The sequence below is a fragment of the Pseudomonas sp. H9 genome (assembly GCF_004353925.1).
Classification (GTDB): domain Bacteria; phylum Pseudomonadota; class Gammaproteobacteria; order Pseudomonadales; family Pseudomonadaceae; genus Aquipseudomonas.
Genome location: NZ_SMOK01000039.1, coordinates 118,878 through 139,441 on the forward strand (window position 1 = coordinate 118,878; position 20,564 = coordinate 139,441).

Genomic DNA, 20,564 nt, shown 5'->3' on the forward strand with positions numbered 1-20,564 from the left:
TTCAGACCCGCAACCCTGTATGGATTAGTAAAGTAAGCCTTAATCCTGCTTTAATGTCCTACGCAATTCCTAGTCCTGGACGACAACAGCACGGGCCTTCGAACTTCAGCACCTGAAGTCAATCTAACCATTGCCGCCACAATGCTCTTACACAGCATAGGCGGACAAAGCGCAGAAACCGCGCCCTTCGGCGCCCGCCCGTTCCACCTTTCGGAACCCGAACTCTCTATGTCATCGCGTAAATTTGGTATCAACCTGGTAATAGTCATGGCAATCGCCGCGCTATTCACCGGGTTCTGGGCACTGATCAATCGCCCGGTTTCCGCCCCCAACTGGCCAGAGCAGATTTCTGGCTTCTCCTATTCGCCATTTCGCCTCGGTGAAAGCCCACAAAAGGGCCAATACCCGACGGAAGACGAGCTACGCCAGGATCTTGAGCAGCTGAGCAAGCTGACCGACAGCATTCGTATCTATACCGTCGAAGGCACTCAGGCCGAGATTCCACGCCTGGCCGAAGAGTTCGGCCTGCGGGTTACCCTGGGTGTGTGGATCAGCCCGGACCTTGAGCGCAACGAGCGGGAAATCCAGAAAGCCATCGAACTCGCCAATAGCTCGCGCAGTGTCGTTCGGGTGATGGTCGGCAACGAAGCGCTGTTCCGTGAAGAGATCACCCCTGAAGCGCTGATCCAGTACCTGGACCGGGTGCGTGCCGCAGTGAAAGTGCCAGTCACCACCAGTGAACAGTGGCATATCTGGAAAGAACATCCGGAACTGGCCAAGCACGTCGACCTGATTGCGGCGCACATTCTGCCGTACTGGGAGTTCATCCCGATGAAAGACGCCGGCCAGTTCGTACTGGACCGTGCCCGCGACCTCAAGCAATTGTTCCCGCGCAAGCCGCTGCTGCTGTCGGAAGTGGGCTGGCCGAGCAACGGGCGCATGCGCGGCGGTGCTGATGCCACCCCGGCTGACCAGGCCATCTACCTGCGCACGCTGGTCAACCAGCTTAACCGCCGGGGCTACAACTACTTCGTCATTGAAGCCTATGACCAACCGTGGAAGGCCAGCGACGAAGGTTCAGTTGGCGCCTACTGGGGTGTGTTCAACGCCGAGCGTCAGCAAAAATTCAACTTTGAAGGCCCGGTAGTGGCCATTCCACAATGGCGCGTGCTGGCCGTGGGCTCGGTGGTACTGGCGATGCTCTCGCTGACCTTGCTGCTGATCGATGGCTCGGCACTGCGCCAGCGTGGCCGTACCTTCCTGACCTTTATCGCCTTCCTGTGTGGTTCGGTGCTGGTCTGGATCGGTTACGACTACAGCCAGCAGTACAGCACCTGGTTCAGCCTGACGGTGGGCTTCTTGCTCGCCCTTGGGGCGCTCGGGGTGTTCATCGTGTTGCTGACCGAAGCCCATGAACTGGCCGAGGCGGTGTGGATTCACAAACGGCGCCGGGAGTTCTTGCCCGTACAGGCCGACAGCGCCTATCGCCCTAAAGTCTCGGTGCATGTGCCGTGCTACAACGAGCCGCCGGAGATGGTCAAACAGACCCTCAATGCCCTGGCTGCCCTGGATTATCCGGACTACGAAGTGTTGATCATCGACAACAACACCAAAGACCCGGCGGTCTGGGAGCCGATCAAGGCGCATTGCGAACTGCTCGGCGAGCGCTTCAAGTTCTTCCATGTCTCGCCTTTGGCCGGGTTCAAAGGCGGCGCGCTGAACTACCTGATCCCGCACACCGCCAAAGATGCCGAAGTGATCGCGGTGATCGACTCGGACTATTGCGTGGACCGTAACTGGCTCAAGCACATGGTGCCGCACTTCGCCGACCCGAAAATCGCCGTGGTGCAATCGCCGCAAGACTACCGCGACCAGAACGAAAGTACCTTCAAGAAGCTGTGCTACAGCGAGTACAAGGGCTTCTTCCACATCGGCATGGTTACCCGTAACGATCGTGACGCGATCATCCAGCACGGCACCATGACCATGACCCGACGCTCGGTACTCGAAGAGCTGGGCTGGGCGGACTGGTGCATCTGTGAAGACGCCGAACTCGGCCTGCGGGTGTTCGAAAAGGGCTATTCGGCCGCCTATTCCCACGAAAGCTATGGCAAGGGCCTGATGCCCGACACCTTCATTGACTTCAAGAAGCAGCGCTTCCGCTGGGCCTACGGCGCCATCCAGATCATCAAGCGTCACACCGCCAGCCTGTTGCGCGGCAAGGACACCGAACTCACCCGTGGCCAGCGTTATCACTTCCTGGCCGGCTGGTTGCCGTGGATTGCCGATGGCATGAACATCTTCTTCACCGTAGGTGCTCTGCTCTGGTCGGCGGCGATGATCATCGTGCCGCAACGGGTTGATCCACCACTGCTGATCTTCGCTATCCCACCTTTGGCCTTGTTCGTATTCAAGGTCGGCAAGATCGTGTTCCTGTACCGTCGAGCAGTCGGGGTCAACCTCAAGGATGCCTTTGCTGCAGCCCTGGCCGGCCTTGCGCTGTCGCATACCATTGCCAAGGCAGTGCTGTACGGTTTCTTCACCAGTAGTATTCCGTTCTTCCGTACGCCGAAGAATGCCGACAGCCATGGTTTCATGGTGGCACTTTCCGAAGCCCGCGAAGAGTTGTTCATCATGTTGCTGCTATGGGGGGCCGCCGCCGGCATTTACCTGGTGCAGGGCCTGCCGAGCAATGACATGCGCTTCTGGGTAACCATGTTGCTGGTGCAGTCGCTGCCGTACCTGGCGGCACTGATCATGGCGATGCTGTCGTCGCTGCCCAAGCCAGTGGACGCTGCCCAGCCAGCCCAGGCCTGACAACCTTCCGGTGGAGCAGGCTTGCTGTGGGAGCGGGCTTGCCCCGCGATGCGATGTTGATTGATAAATCGCAATCGCGGGGCAAGCCCGCTCCTACAGCAAGCCTGCTCCCACCGGTCACCCTCATCTGATTGATTTGCTATAAGATAACGCCCCTCGAATTCGTGCCCTGCCTTGCCCCCGGAGTTCCCCCAATGACGGCCCCAGCCGACCTTTCGCCTACCCTCCAACTGGCCTGCGACCTGATTCGTCGCCCCTCGGTGACTCCGGTCGATGCCGATTGCCAGAAACAGATGATGCAGCGCCTGGGCGATGCCGGTTTCATGCTGGAACCCATGCGAATCGAAGACGTTGACAATTTCTGGGCGACCCATGGCACCCAGGAAGGCCCGGTGCTGTGCTTTGCCGGCCACACCGACGTGGTGCCAACCGGCCCGGTGCAGGCCTGGCAGAACGATCCGTTCGATGCCCTGATCGACGCCGATGGCATGCTCTGCGGCCGTGGTGCTGCCGACATGAAAGGCAGCCTGGCGGCCATGGTGGTGGCCACCGAGCGCTTCGTGGCCGATTACCCGAATCACCGTGGCAAGGTGGCGTTCCTGATCACCAGCGACGAAGAAGGCCCGGCCCACCACGGCACCAAGGCTGTGGTCGAGCGTCTTGCAGCGCGCAAAGAGCGTCTTGATTGGTGCATCGTCGGCGAACCGTCGAGCACCAGCCTGGTCGGCGACGTGGTCAAGAACGGTCGCCGCGGCTCGCTCGGCGCCAAACTCACCGTACGTGGCAAGCAGGGCCACGTGGCCTATCCGCACTTGGCCAAAAACCCGATCCACCTCGCCGCCCCAGCGCTGGCCGAACTGGCAGCCGAGCATTGGGACGAAGGCAACGCCTTTTTCCCACCAACCAGCTTTCAGATCTCCAACCTCAACTCGGGCACCGGCGCTACCAACGTGGTACCCGGTGAACTGACGGCGCTGTTCAACTTCCGTTTCTCCACCGAGTCGACCGTTGAAGGCCTGCAGGCCCGCGTTGCGGCGATCCTCGACAAGCATCAACTCGACTGGCATGTGGACTGGGCACTGTCCGGTCTGCCGTTTCTGACCGAGCCGGGCGACCTGCTCGACGCAGTGGCCGCCAGCATCAAGGCCGTCACTGGCCGTGAAACCCAGCCCTCGACCAGCGGTGGTACGTCCGACGGTCGCTTCATTGCCACCCTGGGTACTCAGGTGGTCGAGCTGGGCCCGGTCAACGCTACCATCCACCAGGTCAACGAGCGCATCCTGGCCAGCGACCTCGACGTGCTGACCGAAATCTACTACCAGACCCTGACCCGGTTGCTCGCCTGATGCTCATCTGCCCTATCTGCAGCGCAGCGCTGAATACGGTCGACAACGGTGTGGCCTGCCCGGCCGGGCACCGTTTCGACCGGGCCCGCCAAGGCTACCTGAACCTGCTGCCGGTGCAGCACAAGAACAGCCGCGACCCCGGCGACAACCAGGCAATGGTCGAGGCACGTCGCGACTTTCTCAATGCCGGGCATTACGCCCCGGTAGCCCAACGCCTGGCTGAACTTGCCGCCGAGCGCGCCCCGGCACGCTGGCTGGATATCGGTTGCGGCGAGGGCTACTACACCGCGCAGATCGCCCAGGCGCTGCCAGCGGCAGATGGCTATGCCCTGGACATCTCGCGCGAGGCGGTCAAGCGCGCGTGCAAGCGCAACCCGGCACTGACCTGGCTCGTAGCCAGCATGGCGCGGGTTCCGCTGGCCGATGCCAGTTGCCAGTTCCTCGCTAGTGTGTTCAGCCCGCTCGACTGGCAGGAGGCCCTGCGCCTGCTGGCCCCGGGCGGTGGCCTGATGCGTGTCGGCCCCACCAACGACCATCTGATCGAGCTGCGTCACAAGCTCTATGATGAAGTGCGTGACTATGCCGACGACAAGCACCTGGCGCTGGTTCCGGCGGGCATGCAGCATGCCCACAGCGAAACCCTGACCTTTCGTCTGAGCCTGGTCGATGGCAAGTCCCGCGCCGACCTGCTGGCCATGACACCTCATGGTTGGCGCGCCAGCGCGGAAAAACGCGCGCGTGTCATTGAACAGGCCGAACCTTTCGAGGTCACGGTATCGATGCGTTACGATTATTTTGTGCGCCAAGACTGAGCACACCCGGAGCCCCCATGCGCCAACCCGATATCGAGATTTATCTCAAAGACGCCGACGTCGACCACAAGCAGATCGCCGCCTGGCTCAGCGAAACACTGGGCCCGTGCAGCGAATGGCAGCAAAAAGGTCAGACCTACAAGTGCAAGGCCGGTAACATTCCAGTTACCTGGTTACCGAAGGCTGTAGGCAAATGGAACAGTCTTTACCTGGAAAGCGATCAGACGCCTTGGGCAGATGACATCGCTTGCGCGCGTGCCGCTTTCGCTGCGCTGAATGTCGAGGTGCGCTGCGCACCCGGCAGTTGGGTAGAGGAAGAAGGTGAAGAAGATGCTGATCGCTGGATCCGCATCAGCGCCGACGGCGAAGAAGAAATCACCTGGCGAACGCAGTAACAACTGCAGGTTGCAAGCTACAAGCCGCAAGCTACAAGTTACAAACCTGGCACGGCCGGCTTGCAGCTTGTAGCCTCAAACTAGCGATCTAAAGCGCTTACAGCCCGATTACGTCTTCCGCCTGCAGGCCTTTCTGACCTTGCGTGAGACTGTATTCAACCTGTTGCCCTTCGATCAGCGTGCGATGCCCCTCACCCCGAATGGCACGATAGTGAACGAACACATCGGCGCCACCTTCACGCTGAATGAAGCCATAACCTTTAGCGTCATTGAACCACTTCACACTTCCAGTCTCACGAGACGACATCTGAACTACTCCGGGTTTTTATTTTGGAATCGCCTTGTTAGCAGAGGATCACCTGCCTCCGCCGACACAGCTTGAGGATTACTCCTGCAAGCTGCGGACCGAGTATATGTCAGGCTTGAAATAATTTTTATGACGAGCGTGCATTTTGCTGAACTTGCGCAGATACGTCACACTAACCGACTGAGCAATCACTCGAAAAAATTCACCCAGAGCACACACTGTATGACCCGTTCTCCCCTGCGCCGCTTGATCTTTGGCGCTCTGCGTCGCCTGTTGTACCTGTGGGTGCGCTCCGAGACTATCAATCAGTCTTCCTTTACCCTGAACCTGGACCGTAGCCGACCGGTGTTCTATGCCTTGCAGTCACCGTCACTGACCGACCTGGCGGTGCTCGACCGCGAATGCACCAAAGCCGGGCTGCCACGCCCAGTTCTGCCCGTGACCATCGGCGCCCTGCAGGAGCCAGCAGCATTTTTCTACCTGACCCCCGAACCCGACTGGTTGGGCCGCCAGGACAAACGCGGCGCACCACCGACCTTGTCGCGGCTGGTCAGTGCGGTCAGCCAGCATGCTGAGGAAGACGCTCAGATCATCCCGGTCAGCGTGTTCTGGGGCCAGTCACCAGCCAGTGAGTCCAGCCCGTGGAAGCTATTGTTTGCCGACAGCTGGGCAGTGACCGGCCGCTTGCGCCGGCTGCTGACAGTGCTGATTCTGGGGCGTAAAACCCGCGTTCAGTTTTCTGCACCGATTCATGTGCGCGAGCTGGTACAGCACAACAAAGGCCACGAACGGACCGTGCGCATGGCCCAACGCATGCTGCGGGTGCATTTTCGCAACCTCAAGTCCGCCGTTATCGGTCCGGACATCTCGCACCGCCGCAACCTGGTCAAAGGCCTGGTCCACGACCCGCTGGTACGTCAGGCCATTGCCGACGAGGCTGAGCGCGAGAAAATCCCCTTGGCCAAAGCCGAAGCCCAAGCCCTGCGCTATGGCAACGAAATCGCCTCAGACTACACCTACACCGCCATTCGTTTCCTCGAAGTGGTGCTGAGCTGGTTCTGGAACAAGATCTACGACGGCATCAAGGTTAATCACATTGAACAGGTGCAAAGCATCGCGCCAGGCCACGAAGTCATTTACGTGCCCTGCCACCGCAGCCATATGGACTACCTGCTGCTCTCCTATCTGTTGTTTCGCAATGGTCTGACTCCGCCGCACATTGCCGCCGGCATCAACCTGAACATGCCCGTAATCGGTGGCTTGCTACGCCGGGGCGGGGCGTTTTTCATGCGCCGCACCTTCAAGGGCAACCCGCTGTACACCGCCGTGTTCAACGAATACCTGCACACCCTGTTTACCAAGGGTTTCCCGGTGGAATATTTCGTCGAAGGCGGCCGCTCGCGTACCGGGCGCATGCTGCAGCCGAAGACCGGCATGCTGGCTATCACGCTACGCAGCTACCTGCGCTCATCGCGTACGCCGATTGTCTTTGTACCGGTGTACATTGGCTACGAGCGTGTGCTTGAAGGCCGCACATACCTGGGCGAATTGCGCGGAGCGAGCAAGAAGAAAGAGTCAATTTTCGACATTTTCAAAGTGGTCGGCGCGTTGAAACAGCGTTTCGGCCAAGTCGCGGTGAACTTCGGCGAACCGATTCGCCTCGGTGCCTTCCTCGACCAGCAACAGCCTGGCTGGCGTGAACAGACGCACGCCCCGCAGTTCCGCCCCGCCTGGCTCAATGAAACCACCTCGCGCCTGGGTGAGAAAGTCGCCCGCCATCTGAATGAAGCGGCAGCGATCAACCCGGTCAACCTGGTGGCCCTGGCGCTGCTGTCCACCAGCCGCCTGGCATTGGATGAGCGTGCCCTGGCGCGGATCCTGAACCTGTACCTGGCGTTGCTGCGCACAGTACCCTACTCGCCGCACACCACGTTGCCGGACGGTGACGGCCTGGCCTTGATCAGCCACGTCAAAGGCATGGACCTGTTGGCCGAGCAGAGCGATGCGCTGGGCAAGATCCTCTATCTGGACGAGCAAAACGCGGTATTGATGACCTACTACCGCAACAACGTGCTGCACATCTTTGCCCTGCCCGCCTTGCTGGCGAGCTTCTTCCAGAGCAGTTCGCGCATGAGCCGCGAACTGATCCTGCAATACACCCGCGCGCTATACCCGTACTTGCAATCGGAGCTGTTCATTCGCTGGGAGCTCGACGAACTCGATGCGGTCATAGACCAATGGCTGGAGGCTTTTGTCGAACAAGGCCTGCTGCGCTACGAGAACGGCGTTTACATGCGTCCGGCGCCAAGCTCACGCCAGTTCGTGCTGCTGACCTTACTGGCACGCGCCATCACCCAAACCCTGCAGCGCTTCTACATGGCCACGGCACTGCTGCTCAACAGCGGCCAGCACACACTGAGTGCTGAAGAACTGGAAGACTTGTGCGTGGTCATGGCCCAGCGCCTGTCGATTCTGCATGGGCTCAACGCGCCAGAATTTTTCGACAAAACCTTGTTCCGCCATTTCATTCAGACCCAGATCGAGCAGGGCGTACTGCGCCCGGATACCCAAGGCAAGCTCGGCTACCATGAAAAACTCAGCGAACTGGCCGAAGGGGCGGCCAAGCGGGTGCTGTCGGCGGAGGTTCGCCTGTCGATTCGCCAAGTGGCCCTGCATCGCAGTGAAGACGTCACCGAATCCCCGGCATAAAGGAGTTACCGATGAAAAAACTGTCCGTGATCCTGCTTGGCAGCCTGTTGGCCGCTTGCAGCAGCACCTCTGAGCCTTCCAAGGCCAGCCTCGACGGGGAAGTGTTCTACCTGCAACGCATCGCCCTGCCGCCTGCCGCCACCCTGAGCGTCAGCCTGCAGGACGTTTCGCTAATGGATGCCCCAGCCGTGACCCTAGCCAGCCAGAATGGCCCGATCAAAGGTAACGTGCCACTGCCCTTCCACCTCAGCTACGACCCGGCTCAGGTCAAGCCCGGCCACCGCTACGCCGTTAGTGCGCGTATCGAGCTGGACGGTAAGCTGCTGTTCATCAATACCGAACACCACGGTGTGAAACTCGACGGCACCGACTCGCAACCCGTGCGCATCAAGGTTGATGCGGTTCGCTGAATGTCGTTCTGACTCTAGATAAGGAAGCTGCCATGCTCCGCTCTGCTCTTACCTTCACCGGCCTGTGCGCCGGCGTGCTGCTCTCGGCCAACGCATTGGCACTGTCGCTCAGCGACTTGTCGCAAAAAGACGCCTCGGGCGGCCTCAAAGATGCCCTGACCCAAAGCGCCCAGGTGGCCGTCAAGCAACTGGGTACGCCCGGTGGTTTTAGCAACAACCCTGAAGTGCGCATCGAACTGCCGGGTAACCTCGGCAAAGTGGCGAAGAAAATGAAGCAGTTCGGTATGGGCGCCCAGGTTGAACAGCTGGAAACCAGCATGAACCAAGCCGCTGAAGCGGCCGTGCCCCAGGCCCAAGCGCTGCTGGTCGATGCGGTGAAGAAGATGACCGTCGATGATGCCAAAGGCATTCTCGCTGGCGGCAACGACTCGGCCACTCAGTACCTCAACAAAACCAGCCGCGAACAGCTGCGCGCCAAGTTCCTGCCGATTGTCAAAAAAGCCACTGACCAAGTTGGCCTGGCCCAGCAATACAACAGCTTCGCCGGGCAAGCCGCGACGCTGGGCGTGCTGGATGCCAAGAACGCCAATGTCGAAGGTTACGTAACCGAGCAGGCGCTCAACGGCCTGTTCGACATGATTGCCAAGCAGGAAGAAACCATTCGCCAGAATCCGGCGGCAGCCGCCACCGGATTGGCCAAGAAGGTGTTTGGCGCGCTGTAAAACAATTTCGCGGGGCAAGCCCGCTCCCACTGGAGATCAGTAGACACTGTGGGAGCGGGCTTGCCCCGCGATTCAGCCCTTCTTCACCCTGAACCAAGCGGCATACAGCGCCGGCAAGAACAGCAGCGTCAACGCTGTAGCCACGATCAAGCCCCCCATGATCGCCACCGCCATCGGCCCGAAGAACACGCTGCGTGACAGCGGGATCATCGCCAGCACCGCCGCCAGCGCGGTCAGTACGATCGGCCGGAAACGTCTGACTGTTGCCTCGATAATCGCCTGCCAGCGGTCCAGCCCGGCAGCAATGTCCTGTTCGATCTGATCGACCAGAATCACCGAGTTGCGCATGATCATCCCCGATAGCGCGATCGTTCCCAGCATCGCAACGAAGCCAAAGGGTTGGCGGAACACCAGCAGGAACAAGGTCACACCGATCAAGCCCAACGGTGCGGTGAGGAACACCATCACCGTGCGCGAGAAGCTGCGCAGTTGTAGCATCAGCAGGGTCAGTACCACGACAATGAACAGCGGCACACCGGCGTTAACCGATTTTTGCCCACGGGTAGAGTCTTCTACTGTGCCACCCACCTCCAGCAAATAGCCATCCGGCAGTTCAGCGCGCACAGGCTCCAGGGTCGGCAGGATCTGTTTGACCAGGGTGACCGGCTGCTCCTTGCCATAGATATCGGCACGCACGGTGACGCTCGGCAGACGGTTGCGATGCCAGATGATCCCCTCTTCAAAGCCGTACTCCAACGTGGCCACCTGCGACAGCGCCACACTGCGGCCATTGTCGGTCGGCACCGCCAGGCTCGGCAGGCTAGCAAGCTCGGTTCGCTCCTGCTGAGTGCCACGCAGGAGGATCTCGATCAGTTCGTTGTCTTCCCGGAACTGGCTGACCGAAGAGCCGGTCAGCGAGCTTTGCAGGAACTTGGCCAGGTTGGCCGTGCTCACTCCCAGCGCACGGGCGCGGTCCTGGTCGATGTTGAGGTACACCACTTTGCTCGGCTCTTCCCAGTCCAGGTGCACGTTGACCACATGCGGATTCTCGCGCACTTTGGTCGCCACCTTACGCGCCAGCGCACGGACTTCTTCGATGTGCTCACCAGTAACCCGGAACTGCACCGGGTAACCCACTGGCGGGCCGTTCTCCAGGCGCGTTACCCGTGAGCGCAGGTCAGGGAACTGCTCATTCAGCGTGCTGATCAACCAACTGCGCAAGGCTTCACGCTCTTCGATGGTCTTGGCCAGCACCACGAACTGGGCGAAACTGGCGGCGGGCAGTTGCTGGTCCAGCGGCAGGTAGAAACGTGGCGAGCCGGTGCCGATGTAGGCCACGTAGTTGTCGATTCCCGCACGCTCCTTGAGCATTGCCTCCAGGCGCTTGACCTGATCGGCAGTGTTGCTGAGCGAGGCGCCTTCGGCCAGTTTCAGATCAACCATCAGTTCCAGACGCCCGGAGGCCGGGAAGAATTGCTGGGGAACGAAACGGAACAACACGATGCTACCGATGAACAGGGCTATGGTCGCAACGATCACGGTTTTACGCCGTTCCACGCACCAGCCCACCACGCGTCGTACCCGCTGGTAGAACGGCGTACCGTAAGGGTCCGGGCCGCCTTCTGCGGCGCCGTGTTTGGCTGCATGCAGTTTGGCCAGGTCGGGCAACAGGCGCTCCCCCAGATAAGGCACAAACACCACGGCGGCAATCCACGAAGCCACCAGCGCGATGGTCACCACCTGGAAAATCGAACGGGTGTACTCGCCGGTACTCGACTGCGCCGTGGCAATCGGCAAAAAGCCGGCGGCGGTAATCAGCGTGCCGGTAAGCATCGGGAACGCGGTGCTGGTCCAGGCGTAGCTGGCCGCTTTGATACGGTCGAAGCCCTGCTCCATCTTGATGGCCATCATTTCAACGGCAATGATCGCATCGTCCACCAGCAGCCCTAGGGCCAGCACCAAGGCCCCGAGGGAGATTTTGTGCAGGCCGATGCCCAGGTAATACATGGTGGCGAAGGTCATCGCCAACACCAGTGGAATGGCCAGAGCCACCACCAGCCCCGTGCGCATGCCCAGCGAGAAGAAGCTCACCAGCAACACAATCGCCAGCGCCTCGACCAGAACCCGGACAAACTCACCCACACCGGTTTTTACTGCGGCTGGCTGATCGGAAACCTTACGCAGCTCCATACCCGCTGGCAGATTGTTGGCAATGCGGGCGAATTCGGCCTCGAGCGCCTTGCCCAGTACCAGAATGTCACCGCCAGGTTTCATCGACACGGCGAGGCCGAGAGCATCCTGGCCCATGAAGCGCATGCGCGGTGCGGGCGGATCGTTGAAGCCGCGACGTACCTGGGCCACATCACCGATACGGAAGGTACGATCACCGACCCGAATCGGGAACTGCTCAATTTGCTCGACCGTATCGAAGCGACCGCTCACACGAAGCTGCAAGCGCTCGCTGGGAGTTTCAAAGAAGCCGGCGGTACTGACCGCGTTCTGCTCCTCAAGGGCTTGCTGTACAGCAGCCAGGGGCAACCCAAGGGTGGCCAGCTTGAGGTTGGACAGCTCGATCCAGATCTTTTCGTCCTGCAGCCCGATCAGCTCGACCTTGCCCACGTCCTTGACCCGCTGCAGTTGAATCTGCACGCGGTCGGCGTAATCCTTGAGCACGGCATAGTCGAAGCCTTCGCCGGTCAGCGCATAGATGTTGCCGAAGGTGGTGCCGAACTCGTCATTGAAAAACGGCCCCTGAATGCCGGGCGGCAGGGTGTGGCGAATGTCCGCAACCTTCTTGCGGATCTGGTACCACAGTTCGGGGATATCCTTCGAATGCATCGAGTCACGTGCCATGAAGGTAACCTGGGATTCACCCGGGCGGGAGAACGAAACGATCTTCTCGTACTCACCAGTCTCCATCAGCTTCTTTTCGATGCGCTCAGTCACCTGGCGCGACACCTCTTCAGCACTGGCGCCCGGCCAAATGGTCCGGATCACCATGGCCTTGAAGGTGAAAGGTGGATCTTCACTCTGCCCCAGTTTGGTGTAAGACAAGGCGCCAACAAGCGCCAACAGAATCATCAGGAACAGCACAATCTGCCGGTTGCGCAAGGCCCAGGCGGAAAGGTTGAAACCCATCGGACTTACTCCTTGGCCGCCAGATTCACCACACGATTGGAACGATCTACCGGACGCACCTGTTGCCCCTCCTGGAGCACATGCACGCCTGCCGCCACTACCCAGTCCGAAGCGTTGAGGCCTTCGAGCACTGGTACGCTGTTTTCACCATACGCTCCCACCCGCACCGCAACGCGCTTGAGCGTGTTGTCGGCGTCGACGCGCCAGACGTAGGTCTGGCCGTTCTCGGCGGTAAGCGCCGACAGCGGTACCGACAACGGCACCTGCTCAGCTTGCTGGATGTAGACCCGGGCGCTTTGGCCCAACTCTGCCGGTACCGAACCAGCAGTGAAAGCGATGCGCGCGGCAAAGGTGCGTGAGCGCGGATCAGCCGACGGCGACAGCTCGCGAATGCGCCCGTTGAAGCGTTGATCCGGTTGCGACCACAGTTCGACCGACACTGGCTGACCGACCTTGAAGCGCCCGAATTGCTGCTCTGGCAAACCGATCAGCACTTCCCGCTCGCCATCGGCTGCCAGGGTGAACACAGTCTGGCCTGCGGCAACCACTTGCCCGACTTCAACCTGACGCTTGGCGATCACTCCGTCCTGAGAGGCGCGCAGCACGGCGTATTCGGTTTGGTTGCCGGCTACATCGAACTCGGCCCGTACCTGCTTGAGCCGGGCCAGGCCGGCACGGTAAAGGTTTTCAGCGTTGTCGTACTGGGAGCGGCTGACCATCTGCCGCTCCAACAAGGTTTTGTAGCGGTCACGCTCGGCTTTGACCAAGTTGAGGTTGGCTTCGGCGGCCGCCAGTTGCGCACGGCTGGCCTCCAGTTGCAGGCGCACATCTTGCGGGTCCAGTTCGGCCAACGGCTGCTCGGCCTTGACCCGTTGGCCCTCTTCTACCAGGCGCTTGCTGACCTTACCGCCAATGCGGAACGCAAGCTCCGGTTCAAAGCGCGCATGCACTTCGCCCGGATAACTGTCAGCGGCAGCACTGGCCGGTTGCGGCTGTACCACCATGGCGGGGCGCAGGGTTGTCTGCGGTGCGCTTTCCTGCCCACAGGCAGTGAGCAACAAGGCAAGACCGACAGGCAGAGCGAGGGGCAAGGCATGGCGCAACATGATGAATGACCTTTCGCGAGTGGCGCTTTGAATATTTATACTGGCGAGTATATTAAATCAGCGACTCCACCCGGGGAAGCATGCGCCCAAGAGAAAAAACGTCTTAACACACTTTTATTATGACGATATCTGACAGCTCGTTGCGGGCTGCCGATGTACCATGGTCACTCAACGAAATCTGTATAAATCACCCATGCCCAACGATCTAACCGCTCCCGTCGGCCCCGGCCGGCCCAAGGACCTGGCCAAGCGCCAGGCCATTCTCGAGGCGGCCAAGCAGCTGTTTTTGACGCTTGGTTATGCCAGCACCAGCATGGATGCGGTCGCTACAGCGGCAGGTGTGTCAAAACTGACGGTCTACAGCCACTTCACCGACAAAGAGACGTTATTCAGTTCGGCGATCTACGCCACCTGCACCGCACAGTTGCCGGAGCTGATTTTCGAACTGCCCGACGGCGTGCCACTGGAGCAGGTGCTGCTCAACATCGGCTGTGGTTTCCAGGCATTGATCAGCAGCGACCAGTCCATACAACTGACCCGGCTGATCATGACCCTCGGTGCTCAAGACCCCAAACTCAGCCAGATATTCTTCGAAGCCGGCCCGTTGCGGGTGTTGCGTGAAATGGAGGTGCTGCTGCAGCGTGTCGATCAGCGCGGCTTGCTACGTATCGAGCACCCCGACCGCGCGGCAGAACACTTTTTTTGCCTGCTCAAGGGGGCGCCGAATTATCGATTGCTGCTCGGCTATGCCCCGGCGCTGGATGCCGAGGAGGCCCGGGCCCATGTCGAGGAAGTGGTCAGCATGTTCCTGCGCGCCTATCGCACCTGATCACGCCTTGAGGGCTTTTTTCGGGTAGATATCGTAGCGGCTCGATTTACCTTCCAGGCTGTGACTCGGCTTCGGGCCGTCGATGATCGGCGCCTTGCGCGGGCGCTTGACCACCACCCGATGGCTGGCCAGTGCCAGCGCAGCTTCAAGCAACGCGGGTGCATCCAGATCGTCACCCACCAGCGGGCGAAACACGCGCATTTCCTTTTTCACCAGGGCGCTCTTGTCCCGGTGCGGGAACATCGGATCGAGGTAGATTACCTGCGGTGGCTCGCCTTGCCAGTTACGCATACGTTCAATGGCATTGCCGGTGAGCAATTGCATGCGCGCGACAATCGGGCCGACTTCACCGTCAGCGGCGGCGCGGACCAGGCCATCTTCGAGTAGCGCGGCAATCAGTGGCTGACGCTCGATCAAGGTCATCTGGCAGCCCAGGCTGGCCAGAACAAAGGCATCTTTGCCCAGCCCGGCCGTGGCATCGAGCACCTGCGGGCGCACCCCCTGCGCAATACCCACCGCCTTGGCGATCATCTGCCCGCTGCCACCGCCATACACCCGCCGGTGAGCTGCTGCCCCTTCGACAAAGTCCACACGCACTGGCCCTGGCGCCTGTGGGCCGAGCTGCTGGATTTGCAGCCCGCTGGCGCCCACTTGCACGGCAAACGCTGCGCTGTCATCCGAAAGCGGCAGGCTCAGGCGCTGAGCCCATGCCTGGGCCGAAGCCTGATAATCGGCTGTCAACGCCTCGACCCGGATACCGCCGTCCGCCAGTTGCTCCACGCTCAAATCCTGTTCTCAAAAAAATTAAATGATCGTCGGCCACGGCCGATATACGAAGTATTCGCTATTTTGCCAGACCTTCACGGCCCGCGACTGCCATGACCGACATTCTTCAGCTCAGCTCAGGTTATATCTCGACCGTAGGCAACTACGGCCGGCACAACACCCAAGCACTGGGCGGCGTCAGCCACCTGTGGCAGGACTTTTTTGCCCGCGCCCTGGCTGAGCAGCAAGGCACTGAAGGTGCCGAAACCGAGGACTTCGCCATCGACGCCGTCGATGAAGTCACTGGCGAGCCGGTGGGCGGCAGCCAGGTACTGGCACATATCAATCGTCAGCGCTTGTGCAATGTTCAAGACACCGAAGTTGCTCCACCCGAGCCATTGTTCCTGCCGATTGCCGAGTTCGAACCCGAACTTTTGGAAAAGCTTGCACCGCCCTACAGCGATGCCGAGTTGATCGAACAACAGCGTCAATTGGACATCAGCAACACCTGGGTCCGCCCTGTGGTCATGAGCCAGGGCCATCCGATTCCTGAACCTGGCCCTGGGCCTTCGCCCAAAGCGCTGTTCCTGCCCATCGCTGAATTCGAGATGGGCCTGCTGGACCCCGCGCCTGAGCCCTTCGACGAGCCAACCCTGGTGGCCCAGCAATCGGCGCTGGACTTCGACACTCGTTGGGCGCGCCCAGTGGTGCTGAACAACGTGCGTATCGCCGCCTGACGTTCAGCGGCAGATCTGCCAGAACCCCATGTCCAGATGAAAGTGATTACGGTGGGCGGCGTTGTAGTCCGGCCCCAACACCGTATTGAAGCTGTCGCAGGCGCTGGCGTGCACATCCCGTAAAAACTGTGCTTTGCGCCCCTCCCCTGGCCAGTCCTTGAGCAACTGAATGCGCTGACCATCAGCCAAGCGAAAGCCGGCGATGTCCAGAGCGTTGGCCGAAGCGTGCTGACTAAGACGCCCTACTTTGCGGTTGTACATGTTGCGACAGGCAAAGCTGCCCAGATGATCGACTTGCACCACCGGCTGCGCAAACGCGCGTTGCGCCGCAGGTTGCAATGCATGCCGTTCAAACAGGGCATATGCCACCGCCAAAGGGCAACTGGCGACAAAGCTACTGCTCAGGCGTACCGAGGAACCCTCGACACGCACCACGTTTTCCAGCGGGCACGGCACATCAGCCGGGCTGTCGGCCTGTTTGCGATAACGCAAGCCCGACGTCGCCAACGCTTGTGCACACAGCTGCGGATTATCACGCAAGCGGCTGAGCTTATAGGGCGTCAACAGATTGGGAGGATCTTGCACATCCAGAGCCGCCCAGGGGTTCCAGGCCGCCGGCAGGCGCCAGCCCCACTGCCAGGCCGTCACCAGAATCGCTACCACTAAAAGACAAACCAGTACGGCAACAGCTTTGCGCATCCTGCTCAACGCCTGAACAACTGGTTGAGTTCTGCAAACGGCAGCGCCTGGTCGGCATAGTCGAAACGGCCGCCGTCATGTATCCCTTGAGCGGCGCGCAAGAACGCACCATAGGCGAGCCTGGCCAAGGATGAGCCAACGCTGACGCGCTTGACGCCCAGCGCCTGCACGTCTGCAAAGCTGAGCGTCACGCCACTGATGCCCATCAAGACATTCACAGGTTTGGGCGCCACTGCCTGCACTACACGGCGGATCTCCTGCGCGGTGCGCAGCCCGGGGGCGTACAGCACGTCGGCCCCGGCTTCGGCAAAGGCTTGCAGCCTGACGATGGTGTCATCCAGGTCCTGCTGGCCATGCAGTAGATTATCGGCACGGGCACAGAGCATGAACGGGAAATCCAGACTGCGAGCGGCGGCCACTGCAGCCTCGACCCGCTCCACTGCGTGGTGAAAGCTGTAGATGGGTGTGTCAGGGTTACCACTGGCATCTTCGATGGAAGCGCCAACCAGCCCTGCCTGCGCAGCCTGCATAATGGCTTCGGCGCAGCCGCTGGGATCATCGCTGAAACCGTTTTCCAGATCTGCCGCTACCGGTAAGGCCGTGGCGTCGACAATGGCGCGAGCGTTGGCCAGAGTCTCATCCAGCGACATCGCACCTTCGGCATCTGGCCGGCCAAGGGAAAAAGCCAACCCGGCACTGGTGGTAGCCAGCGCCTCGAAGCCCAGGCTGGCCAATAATTTGGCCGAGCCGGCGTCCCACGGGTTGGGAATGACAAAAGCGCCTTCGCGCTCATGCAAGGCTTTGAAAGCTTCGGCTCGCAGGGTTTGTACATCCATGATCACGGCTCCCGGGCAGGCGGCAGGGCGCGTTCAGAGCAGGCCGAGTTGTTCGGCCTCAGGCGCTCTGTCCAGTTCAGGCAAAGCCGGCAAGCCAGGCAGGCGCTCCATCAAGCCACGGTGAAAGCGCTGCGCCAGCGCAGCGGCCAAGCGGTTATCGGCAGTATGCAGGAAAACATAGGGGCTGCGCCCTTCCTCAATCCAGGCAGCGACTTTGTCCAGCCACGGCAACAGGAACGGCTCATTGGCTTCCAACTCCGGATGACCAATAAACCGCACCTGGGGATGCTGGCTGAAGGCAGTGGGTCGTGGCGGTACCCGTGGCTTTTTTGCCTGGGCATGAACAACACCGGGGTCATCCGAAGCACAGCTGAACAAGGCGCGCGGGTCGAGACAGATACGCTCAACACCCCGCCCTTGCAGCAGCCGATTGAGCAAACGTTCTTCATCACCCTTGGCGAAGAACGCACGGTTGCGCACTTCCACGGCAATCGGCGCATCGACCTCATTCAGAAAGGCGATCAGCTCGCCCATCCGCGCCGGGCCAAACGCCGAGGGCAGTTGCAACCAGAACGGCGCCACGCGCGCGCCCAGTGGCTTGAGCAATTCGATGAAGGAGTGCGCCGCCGGTAATTGTTCGCGCAAGTCACCGGCGTGGCTGATATCGCCGGGAAACTTGGCAGTGAAGCGAAAATGCGCGGGCATGGTTTGCGCCCAGCGCTCAACCGTGGCCGGTGCCGGGCGGGCATAGAACGTGGTGTTGCCTTCTACAGCATTGAACACCTGGCTGTAGAGCCCAAGAAAATCGCTGGTTTTGGCATCCGCTGGGTAGAGGTACTCACGCCAGGCGTTTTCACTCCAGGAAGGGCAACCAAGAAAATAGGGAAGCGTGGACAGACTCATCCATCAAATGTACAGGTCCAGCCCCAGCACTTCCATCTCCCAGTCAACGAAACCTGCAGTGGTCAGGTAGCTGGCCAGGGCCTGGGCGGTGCGTTTGTTGCGCGCGCGGGGAAAGATCATGTCTTGCTGACGCGCTGGCAAGCCAGCGGTGCGAGCTTGGCCACTGCTGGCCTGAGGCTGTACTTCGAACTCGCCAGGCAGGTCCTCGTCCACATCATCGTTACGAACCGGCGCTTTGCGCGGGGCCCGCTTGATTGGGTAAGACTGTGAGGAAAAACCGTCGATGCGCATGGCGATCTTCTCAGGAGTAATGATGGCAATTTAGCAGCATCAGTATTCCTTCGCTAATGCCCGACTGATAACTGGACCACAGTTCGAGCGAAAGGTTTTATTTGTACTTGGAATAATAGACGAGTAGGAGCGGGCTTGCCCCGCGATTGCGTTCTGTCAGTCAGATCGCAATCGCGGGGCAAGCCCGCTCCTACCGGGTGCTACCGCGCCTTCGGAGTTGCCACGTTATCGCGCAGGTAAACCGGTTGGGCCTGGTCAGCAGCAATCGCCTCGCCTCGGTGCCAGGCAAACGTGGCCAGGGTCAGCAGGTCTTCGGCATGCGGTAGCAGGCTGGCATCCTGGCCGCTCAGGGCCACTGGGATGCGCTCGGCATAACCCCAACCGGTGCCAGCGCCAAACCACTCGCCACTGGTGCCTTCTGGCAGAACAGCGCGCTCAGGTGGCAGAACGGCTTCGTTACCGAGCAAGCGCATTTCACCGTCGACCGCCTGATAGCAACCCCAGTACACCTCATCCATGCGCGCATCGATGGCGGCCGCTACCTGGCTCACACCCTGTTCACGCAGGGCACGCTGAGCCAACACCGCCAGGTTCGACACCGGCAGTACCGGACGCTCCAGTGCGAAGGCCAGGCCTTGCACCACACCAATGGCAATACGCACCCCGGTGAACGCCCCTGGCCCACGCCCGAAGGCGATGGCGTCGACGGCGGCCAGGGTGGTGCCGGCATCGGCTAGCAACTGCTGAATCATGGGCAGCAGTTTCTGTGCATGCAGGCGCGGAATCACCTCGTAATGGCTGGAAACCTTACCGTCATGCAGCAAGGCGACAGAGCAGGCTTCAGTGGCGGTATCCAGGGCCAACAAGGTGGTCATCGGGGTATCCAGGCGAAATTAAAAAGTGCGGCATTATAAACAACAACGGCCCGCAAGCGGGCCGTTGTCTGCGTATCAAACGTCGATCAGCTCAGTGCAGCCAGCACCTTGGCGGTGATGGCTTCAACCGAACCGACGCCTTCGATGTGGCTGTACTTCGGTTTGCCGGCATTGGCGGCCGACAGCTTCTGGTAGAAGTCGACCAGCGGCTTGGTCTGGCTGTGGTAAACCGACAGACGATGACGCACGGTTTCTTCTTTGTCGTCGTCGCGCTGAATCAGGTCTTCGCCAGTGACATCGTCCTTGCCTTCAACTTTCGGCGGGTTGTACTGGATGTGGTAGGTGCGGCCCGAAGCCAGGTGCACACGACGACCGGCCATGCGGCCAACGATTTCTTCGTCGTCCACGGCGATCTCGACCACGGCATCGATATCGACACCAGCGGCAACCATTGCTTCCGCTTGGGGAATGGTGCGCGGGAAACCATCGAACAGGCAGCCATTGGCGCAATCTGGCTGGGCGATACGCTCCTTGACCAGACTGATGATCAGCTCATCGGAGACCAGCTGACCGGCGTCCATGACTTTCTTCAGTTCCAGACCCAACGGGGTGCCTGCCTTGACCGCAGCACGCAGCATGTCGCCGGTGGAGATCTGTGGAATATCGAATTTTTCGGTGATGAACTTTGCCTGAGTACCTTTACCGGCCCCGGGAGCTCCCAGCAGAATCACGCGCATATTGTGCTCCTCATTTTTGTAAGCAAATCAATGGAGTCGGCGCAGAGGGCCAAGTCCGGAATTGGGGTGATGACTACAAATCAGTCAAAAGGCTGCTCAAGATACACAGCGCCTTCGAGCCACACAAGCG

General features: G+C 60.4%; 19 protein-coding genes. 9 read left to right on the forward strand and 10 right to left on the reverse strand.

The window, feature by feature from the left end:
* Positions 1-228 precede the first annotated feature (228 nt).
* The 4 genes from E1573_RS23455 to E1573_RS23470 all read left to right on the forward strand — a co-directional run bounded on the left by E1573_RS23455 (position 229) and on the right by E1573_RS23470 (position 5,370).
* Positions 229-2,817: a glycosyltransferase gene (locus E1573_RS23455; protein WP_133216925.1), complete on the forward strand. Its 2,589-nt coding sequence runs from the start codon at positions 229-231 to the stop codon at positions 2,815-2,817.
* Positions 2,818-3,011: 194 nt separating this feature from the next.
* A complete protein-coding gene (dapE, locus tag E1573_RS23460) occupies positions 3,012-4,163 on the forward strand; it encodes a succinyl-diaminopimelate desuccinylase (protein WP_133216926.1) in 1,152 nt (383 codons plus the stop codon).
* Positions 4,163-4,975 carry a putative RNA methyltransferase gene (locus E1573_RS23465; RefSeq protein ID WP_133216927.1) on the forward strand — a complete coding sequence of 271 codons (813 nt, stop codon included), beginning with the start codon at positions 4,163-4,165 and terminating at the stop codon, positions 4,973-4,975. The genes dapE and E1573_RS23465 overlap by 1 nt, the downstream gene beginning before the upstream one ends.
* 17 nt (positions 4,976-4,992) lie before the next feature.
* A complete protein-coding gene (locus tag E1573_RS23470) occupies positions 4,993-5,370 on the forward strand; it encodes a hypothetical protein (protein ID WP_133216928.1) in 378 nt (125 codons plus the stop codon).
* A gap of 97 nt (positions 5,371-5,467) precedes the next feature.
* Here the strand turns inward: E1573_RS23470 and E1573_RS23475 are convergent, their stop codons facing one another.
* Entirely contained in the window at positions 5,468-5,677 is a 210-nt protein-coding gene (locus E1573_RS23475; protein ID WP_028942973.1) for a cold-shock protein, read from the reverse strand.
* 222 nt (positions 5,678-5,899) lie between these two features.
* Here E1573_RS23475 and plsB point away from each other — a divergent pair, with 222 nt between their 5' ends.
* From plsB to E1573_RS23490, 3 genes are read left to right on the forward strand one after another with little or no spacing between them, the layout of a single operon-like run.
* Positions 5,900-8,386 (forward strand): glycerol-3-phosphate 1-O-acyltransferase PlsB, encoded by a 2,487-nt coding sequence (gene plsB / locus E1573_RS23480; RefSeq protein WP_133216929.1) that lies wholly within the window; start codon positions 5,900-5,902, stop codon positions 8,384-8,386.
* Between the two features lie 11 nt (positions 8,387-8,397).
* On the forward strand, positions 8,398-8,796 hold the full coding sequence (locus tag E1573_RS23485; RefSeq protein WP_133216930.1) for a YbaY family lipoprotein: 399 nt from the start codon (positions 8,398-8,400) through the stop codon (positions 8,794-8,796).
* Positions 8,797-8,828: 32 nt separating this feature from the next.
* A complete protein-coding gene (locus E1573_RS23490; protein ID WP_133216931.1) occupies positions 8,829-9,518 on the forward strand; it encodes a DUF4197 domain-containing protein in 690 nt (229 codons plus the stop codon).
* A 72-nt stretch (positions 9,519-9,590) separates the two neighbouring features.
* On the opposite strand, the gene E1573_RS23495 is transcribed toward E1573_RS23490, so the two are convergent.
* Positions 9,591-12,656, reverse strand: a complete 3,066-nt coding sequence (locus tag E1573_RS23495; RefSeq protein ID WP_133216932.1) for an efflux RND transporter permease subunit — start codon at positions 12,654-12,656, stop codon at positions 9,591-9,593.
* Positions 12,657-12,661: 5 nt separating this feature from the next.
* The gene (locus E1573_RS23500) at positions 12,662-13,762 is read right to left on the reverse strand and encodes an efflux RND transporter periplasmic adaptor subunit (RefSeq protein WP_133216933.1); all 1,101 of its coding nucleotides are present in this window, start codon (positions 13,760-13,762) and stop codon (positions 12,662-12,664) included.
* A 193-nt stretch (positions 13,763-13,955) separates the two neighbouring features.
* Between E1573_RS23500 and E1573_RS23505 the strand changes: the two genes are divergently transcribed.
* On the forward strand, positions 13,956-14,591 hold the full coding sequence (locus E1573_RS23505) for a TetR/AcrR family transcriptional regulator (RefSeq protein ID WP_133216934.1): 636 nt from the start codon (positions 13,956-13,958) through the stop codon (positions 14,589-14,591).
* On the opposite strand, the gene E1573_RS23510 is transcribed toward E1573_RS23505, so the two are convergent.
* Positions 14,592-15,371, reverse strand: a complete 780-nt coding sequence (locus E1573_RS23510; RefSeq protein WP_165957382.1) for a class I SAM-dependent methyltransferase — start codon at positions 15,369-15,371, stop codon at positions 14,592-14,594. It abuts the gene before it with no gap.
* A 98-nt stretch (positions 15,372-15,469) separates the two neighbouring features.
* On the opposite strand from E1573_RS23510, the gene E1573_RS23515 reads away from it, so the two are divergent.
* Positions 15,470-16,093 (forward strand): energy transducer TonB, encoded by a 624-nt coding sequence (locus tag E1573_RS23515; protein ID WP_133216935.1) that lies wholly within the window; start codon positions 15,470-15,472, stop codon positions 16,091-16,093.
* 3 nt (positions 16,094-16,096) lie between these two features.
* On the opposite strand, the gene E1573_RS23520 is transcribed toward E1573_RS23515, so the two are convergent.
* The 6 genes from E1573_RS23520 to adk form a co-directional block, all read right to left on the reverse strand.
* The gene (locus E1573_RS23520) at positions 16,097-16,792 is read right to left on the reverse strand and encodes an extensin family protein (protein ID WP_133216936.1); all 696 of its coding nucleotides are present in this window, start codon (positions 16,790-16,792) and stop codon (positions 16,097-16,099) included.
* 5 nt (positions 16,793-16,797) lie between these two features.
* Complete coding sequence (locus E1573_RS23525) at positions 16,798-17,628, reverse strand: oxaloacetate decarboxylase (protein WP_133216937.1); 831 nt, start codon at positions 17,626-17,628, stop codon at positions 16,798-16,800.
* 33 nt (positions 17,629-17,661) lie between these two features.
* Positions 17,662-18,531: a DUF72 domain-containing protein gene (locus tag E1573_RS23530; protein ID WP_133216938.1), complete on the reverse strand. Its 870-nt coding sequence runs from the start codon at positions 18,529-18,531 to the stop codon at positions 17,662-17,664.
* A 3-nt stretch (positions 18,532-18,534) separates the two neighbouring features.
* On the reverse strand, positions 18,535-18,822 hold the full coding sequence (locus E1573_RS23535; RefSeq protein ID WP_133216939.1) for a hypothetical protein: 288 nt from the start codon (positions 18,820-18,822) through the stop codon (positions 18,535-18,537).
* A gap of 200 nt (positions 18,823-19,022) precedes the next feature.
* Positions 19,023-19,697 carry a tRNA (adenosine(37)-N6)-threonylcarbamoyltransferase complex dimerization subunit type 1 TsaB gene (gene tsaB / locus E1573_RS23540; RefSeq protein WP_133216940.1) on the reverse strand — a complete coding sequence of 225 codons (675 nt, stop codon included), beginning with the start codon at positions 19,695-19,697 and terminating at the stop codon, positions 19,023-19,025.
* Positions 19,698-19,783: 86 nt separating this feature from the next.
* The gene (gene adk / locus E1573_RS23545; RefSeq protein ID WP_133216941.1) at positions 19,784-20,434 is read right to left on the reverse strand and encodes an adenylate kinase; all 651 of its coding nucleotides are present in this window, start codon (positions 20,432-20,434) and stop codon (positions 19,784-19,786) included.
* Between the last annotated feature and the right edge of the window lie 130 nt (positions 20,435-20,564).

Excerpts from the sequence above, each read along its gene's own strand:
- tsaB (WP_133216940.1), bottom strand. The coding sequence starts at position 19,697 with ATGACCACCTTGTTGGCCCTGGATACCGCCACTGAAGCCTGCTCTGTC.
- adk (WP_133216941.1), bottom strand. The coding sequence starts at position 20,434 with ATGCGCGTGATTCTGCTGGGAGCTCCCGGGGCCGGTAAAGGTACTCAG.
- E1573_RS23500 (WP_133216933.1), bottom strand. The coding sequence starts at position 13,762 with ATGTTGCGCCATGCCTTGCCCCTCGCTCTGCCTGTCGGTCTTGCCTTG.
- E1573_RS23525 (WP_133216937.1), bottom strand. The coding sequence starts at position 17,628 with ATGGATGTACAAACCCTGCGAGCCGAAGCTTTCAAAGCCTTGCATGAG.
- E1573_RS23485 (WP_133216930.1), top strand. The coding sequence starts at position 8,398 with ATGAAAAAACTGTCCGTGATCCTGCTTGGCAGCCTGTTGGCCGCTTGC.
- E1573_RS23505 (WP_133216934.1), top strand. The coding sequence starts at position 13,956 with ATGCCCAACGATCTAACCGCTCCCGTCGGCCCCGGCCGGCCCAAGGAC.
- E1573_RS23520 (WP_133216936.1), bottom strand. The coding sequence starts at position 16,792 with ATGCGCAAAGCTGTTGCCGTACTGGTTTGTCTTTTAGTGGTAGCGATT.
- E1573_RS23470 (WP_133216928.1), top strand. The coding sequence starts at position 4,993 with ATGCGCCAACCCGATATCGAGATTTATCTCAAAGACGCCGACGTCGAC.
- E1573_RS23465 (WP_133216927.1), top strand. The coding sequence starts at position 4,163 with ATGCTCATCTGCCCTATCTGCAGCGCAGCGCTGAATACGGTCGACAAC.
- E1573_RS23475 (WP_028942973.1), bottom strand. The coding sequence starts at position 5,677 with ATGTCGTCTCGTGAGACTGGAAGTGTGAAGTGGTTCAATGACGCTAAA.
- E1573_RS23495 (WP_133216932.1), bottom strand. The coding sequence starts at position 12,656 with ATGGGTTTCAACCTTTCCGCCTGGGCCTTGCGCAACCGGCAGATTGTG.
- E1573_RS23490 (WP_133216931.1), top strand. The coding sequence starts at position 8,829 with ATGCTCCGCTCTGCTCTTACCTTCACCGGCCTGTGCGCCGGCGTGCTG.
- E1573_RS23455 (WP_133216925.1), top strand. The coding sequence starts at position 229 with ATGTCATCGCGTAAATTTGGTATCAACCTGGTAATAGTCATGGCAATC.
- plsB (WP_133216929.1), top strand. The coding sequence starts at position 5,900 with ATGACCCGTTCTCCCCTGCGCCGCTTGATCTTTGGCGCTCTGCGTCGC.
- E1573_RS23535 (WP_133216939.1), bottom strand. The coding sequence starts at position 18,822 with ATGCGCATCGACGGTTTTTCCTCACAGTCTTACCCAATCAAGCGGGCC.
- E1573_RS23515 (WP_133216935.1), top strand. The coding sequence starts at position 15,470 with ATGACCGACATTCTTCAGCTCAGCTCAGGTTATATCTCGACCGTAGGC.
- E1573_RS23530 (WP_133216938.1), bottom strand. The coding sequence starts at position 18,531 with ATGAGTCTGTCCACGCTTCCCTATTTTCTTGGTTGCCCTTCCTGGAGT.
- dapE (WP_133216926.1), top strand. The coding sequence starts at position 3,012 with ATGACGGCCCCAGCCGACCTTTCGCCTACCCTCCAACTGGCCTGCGAC.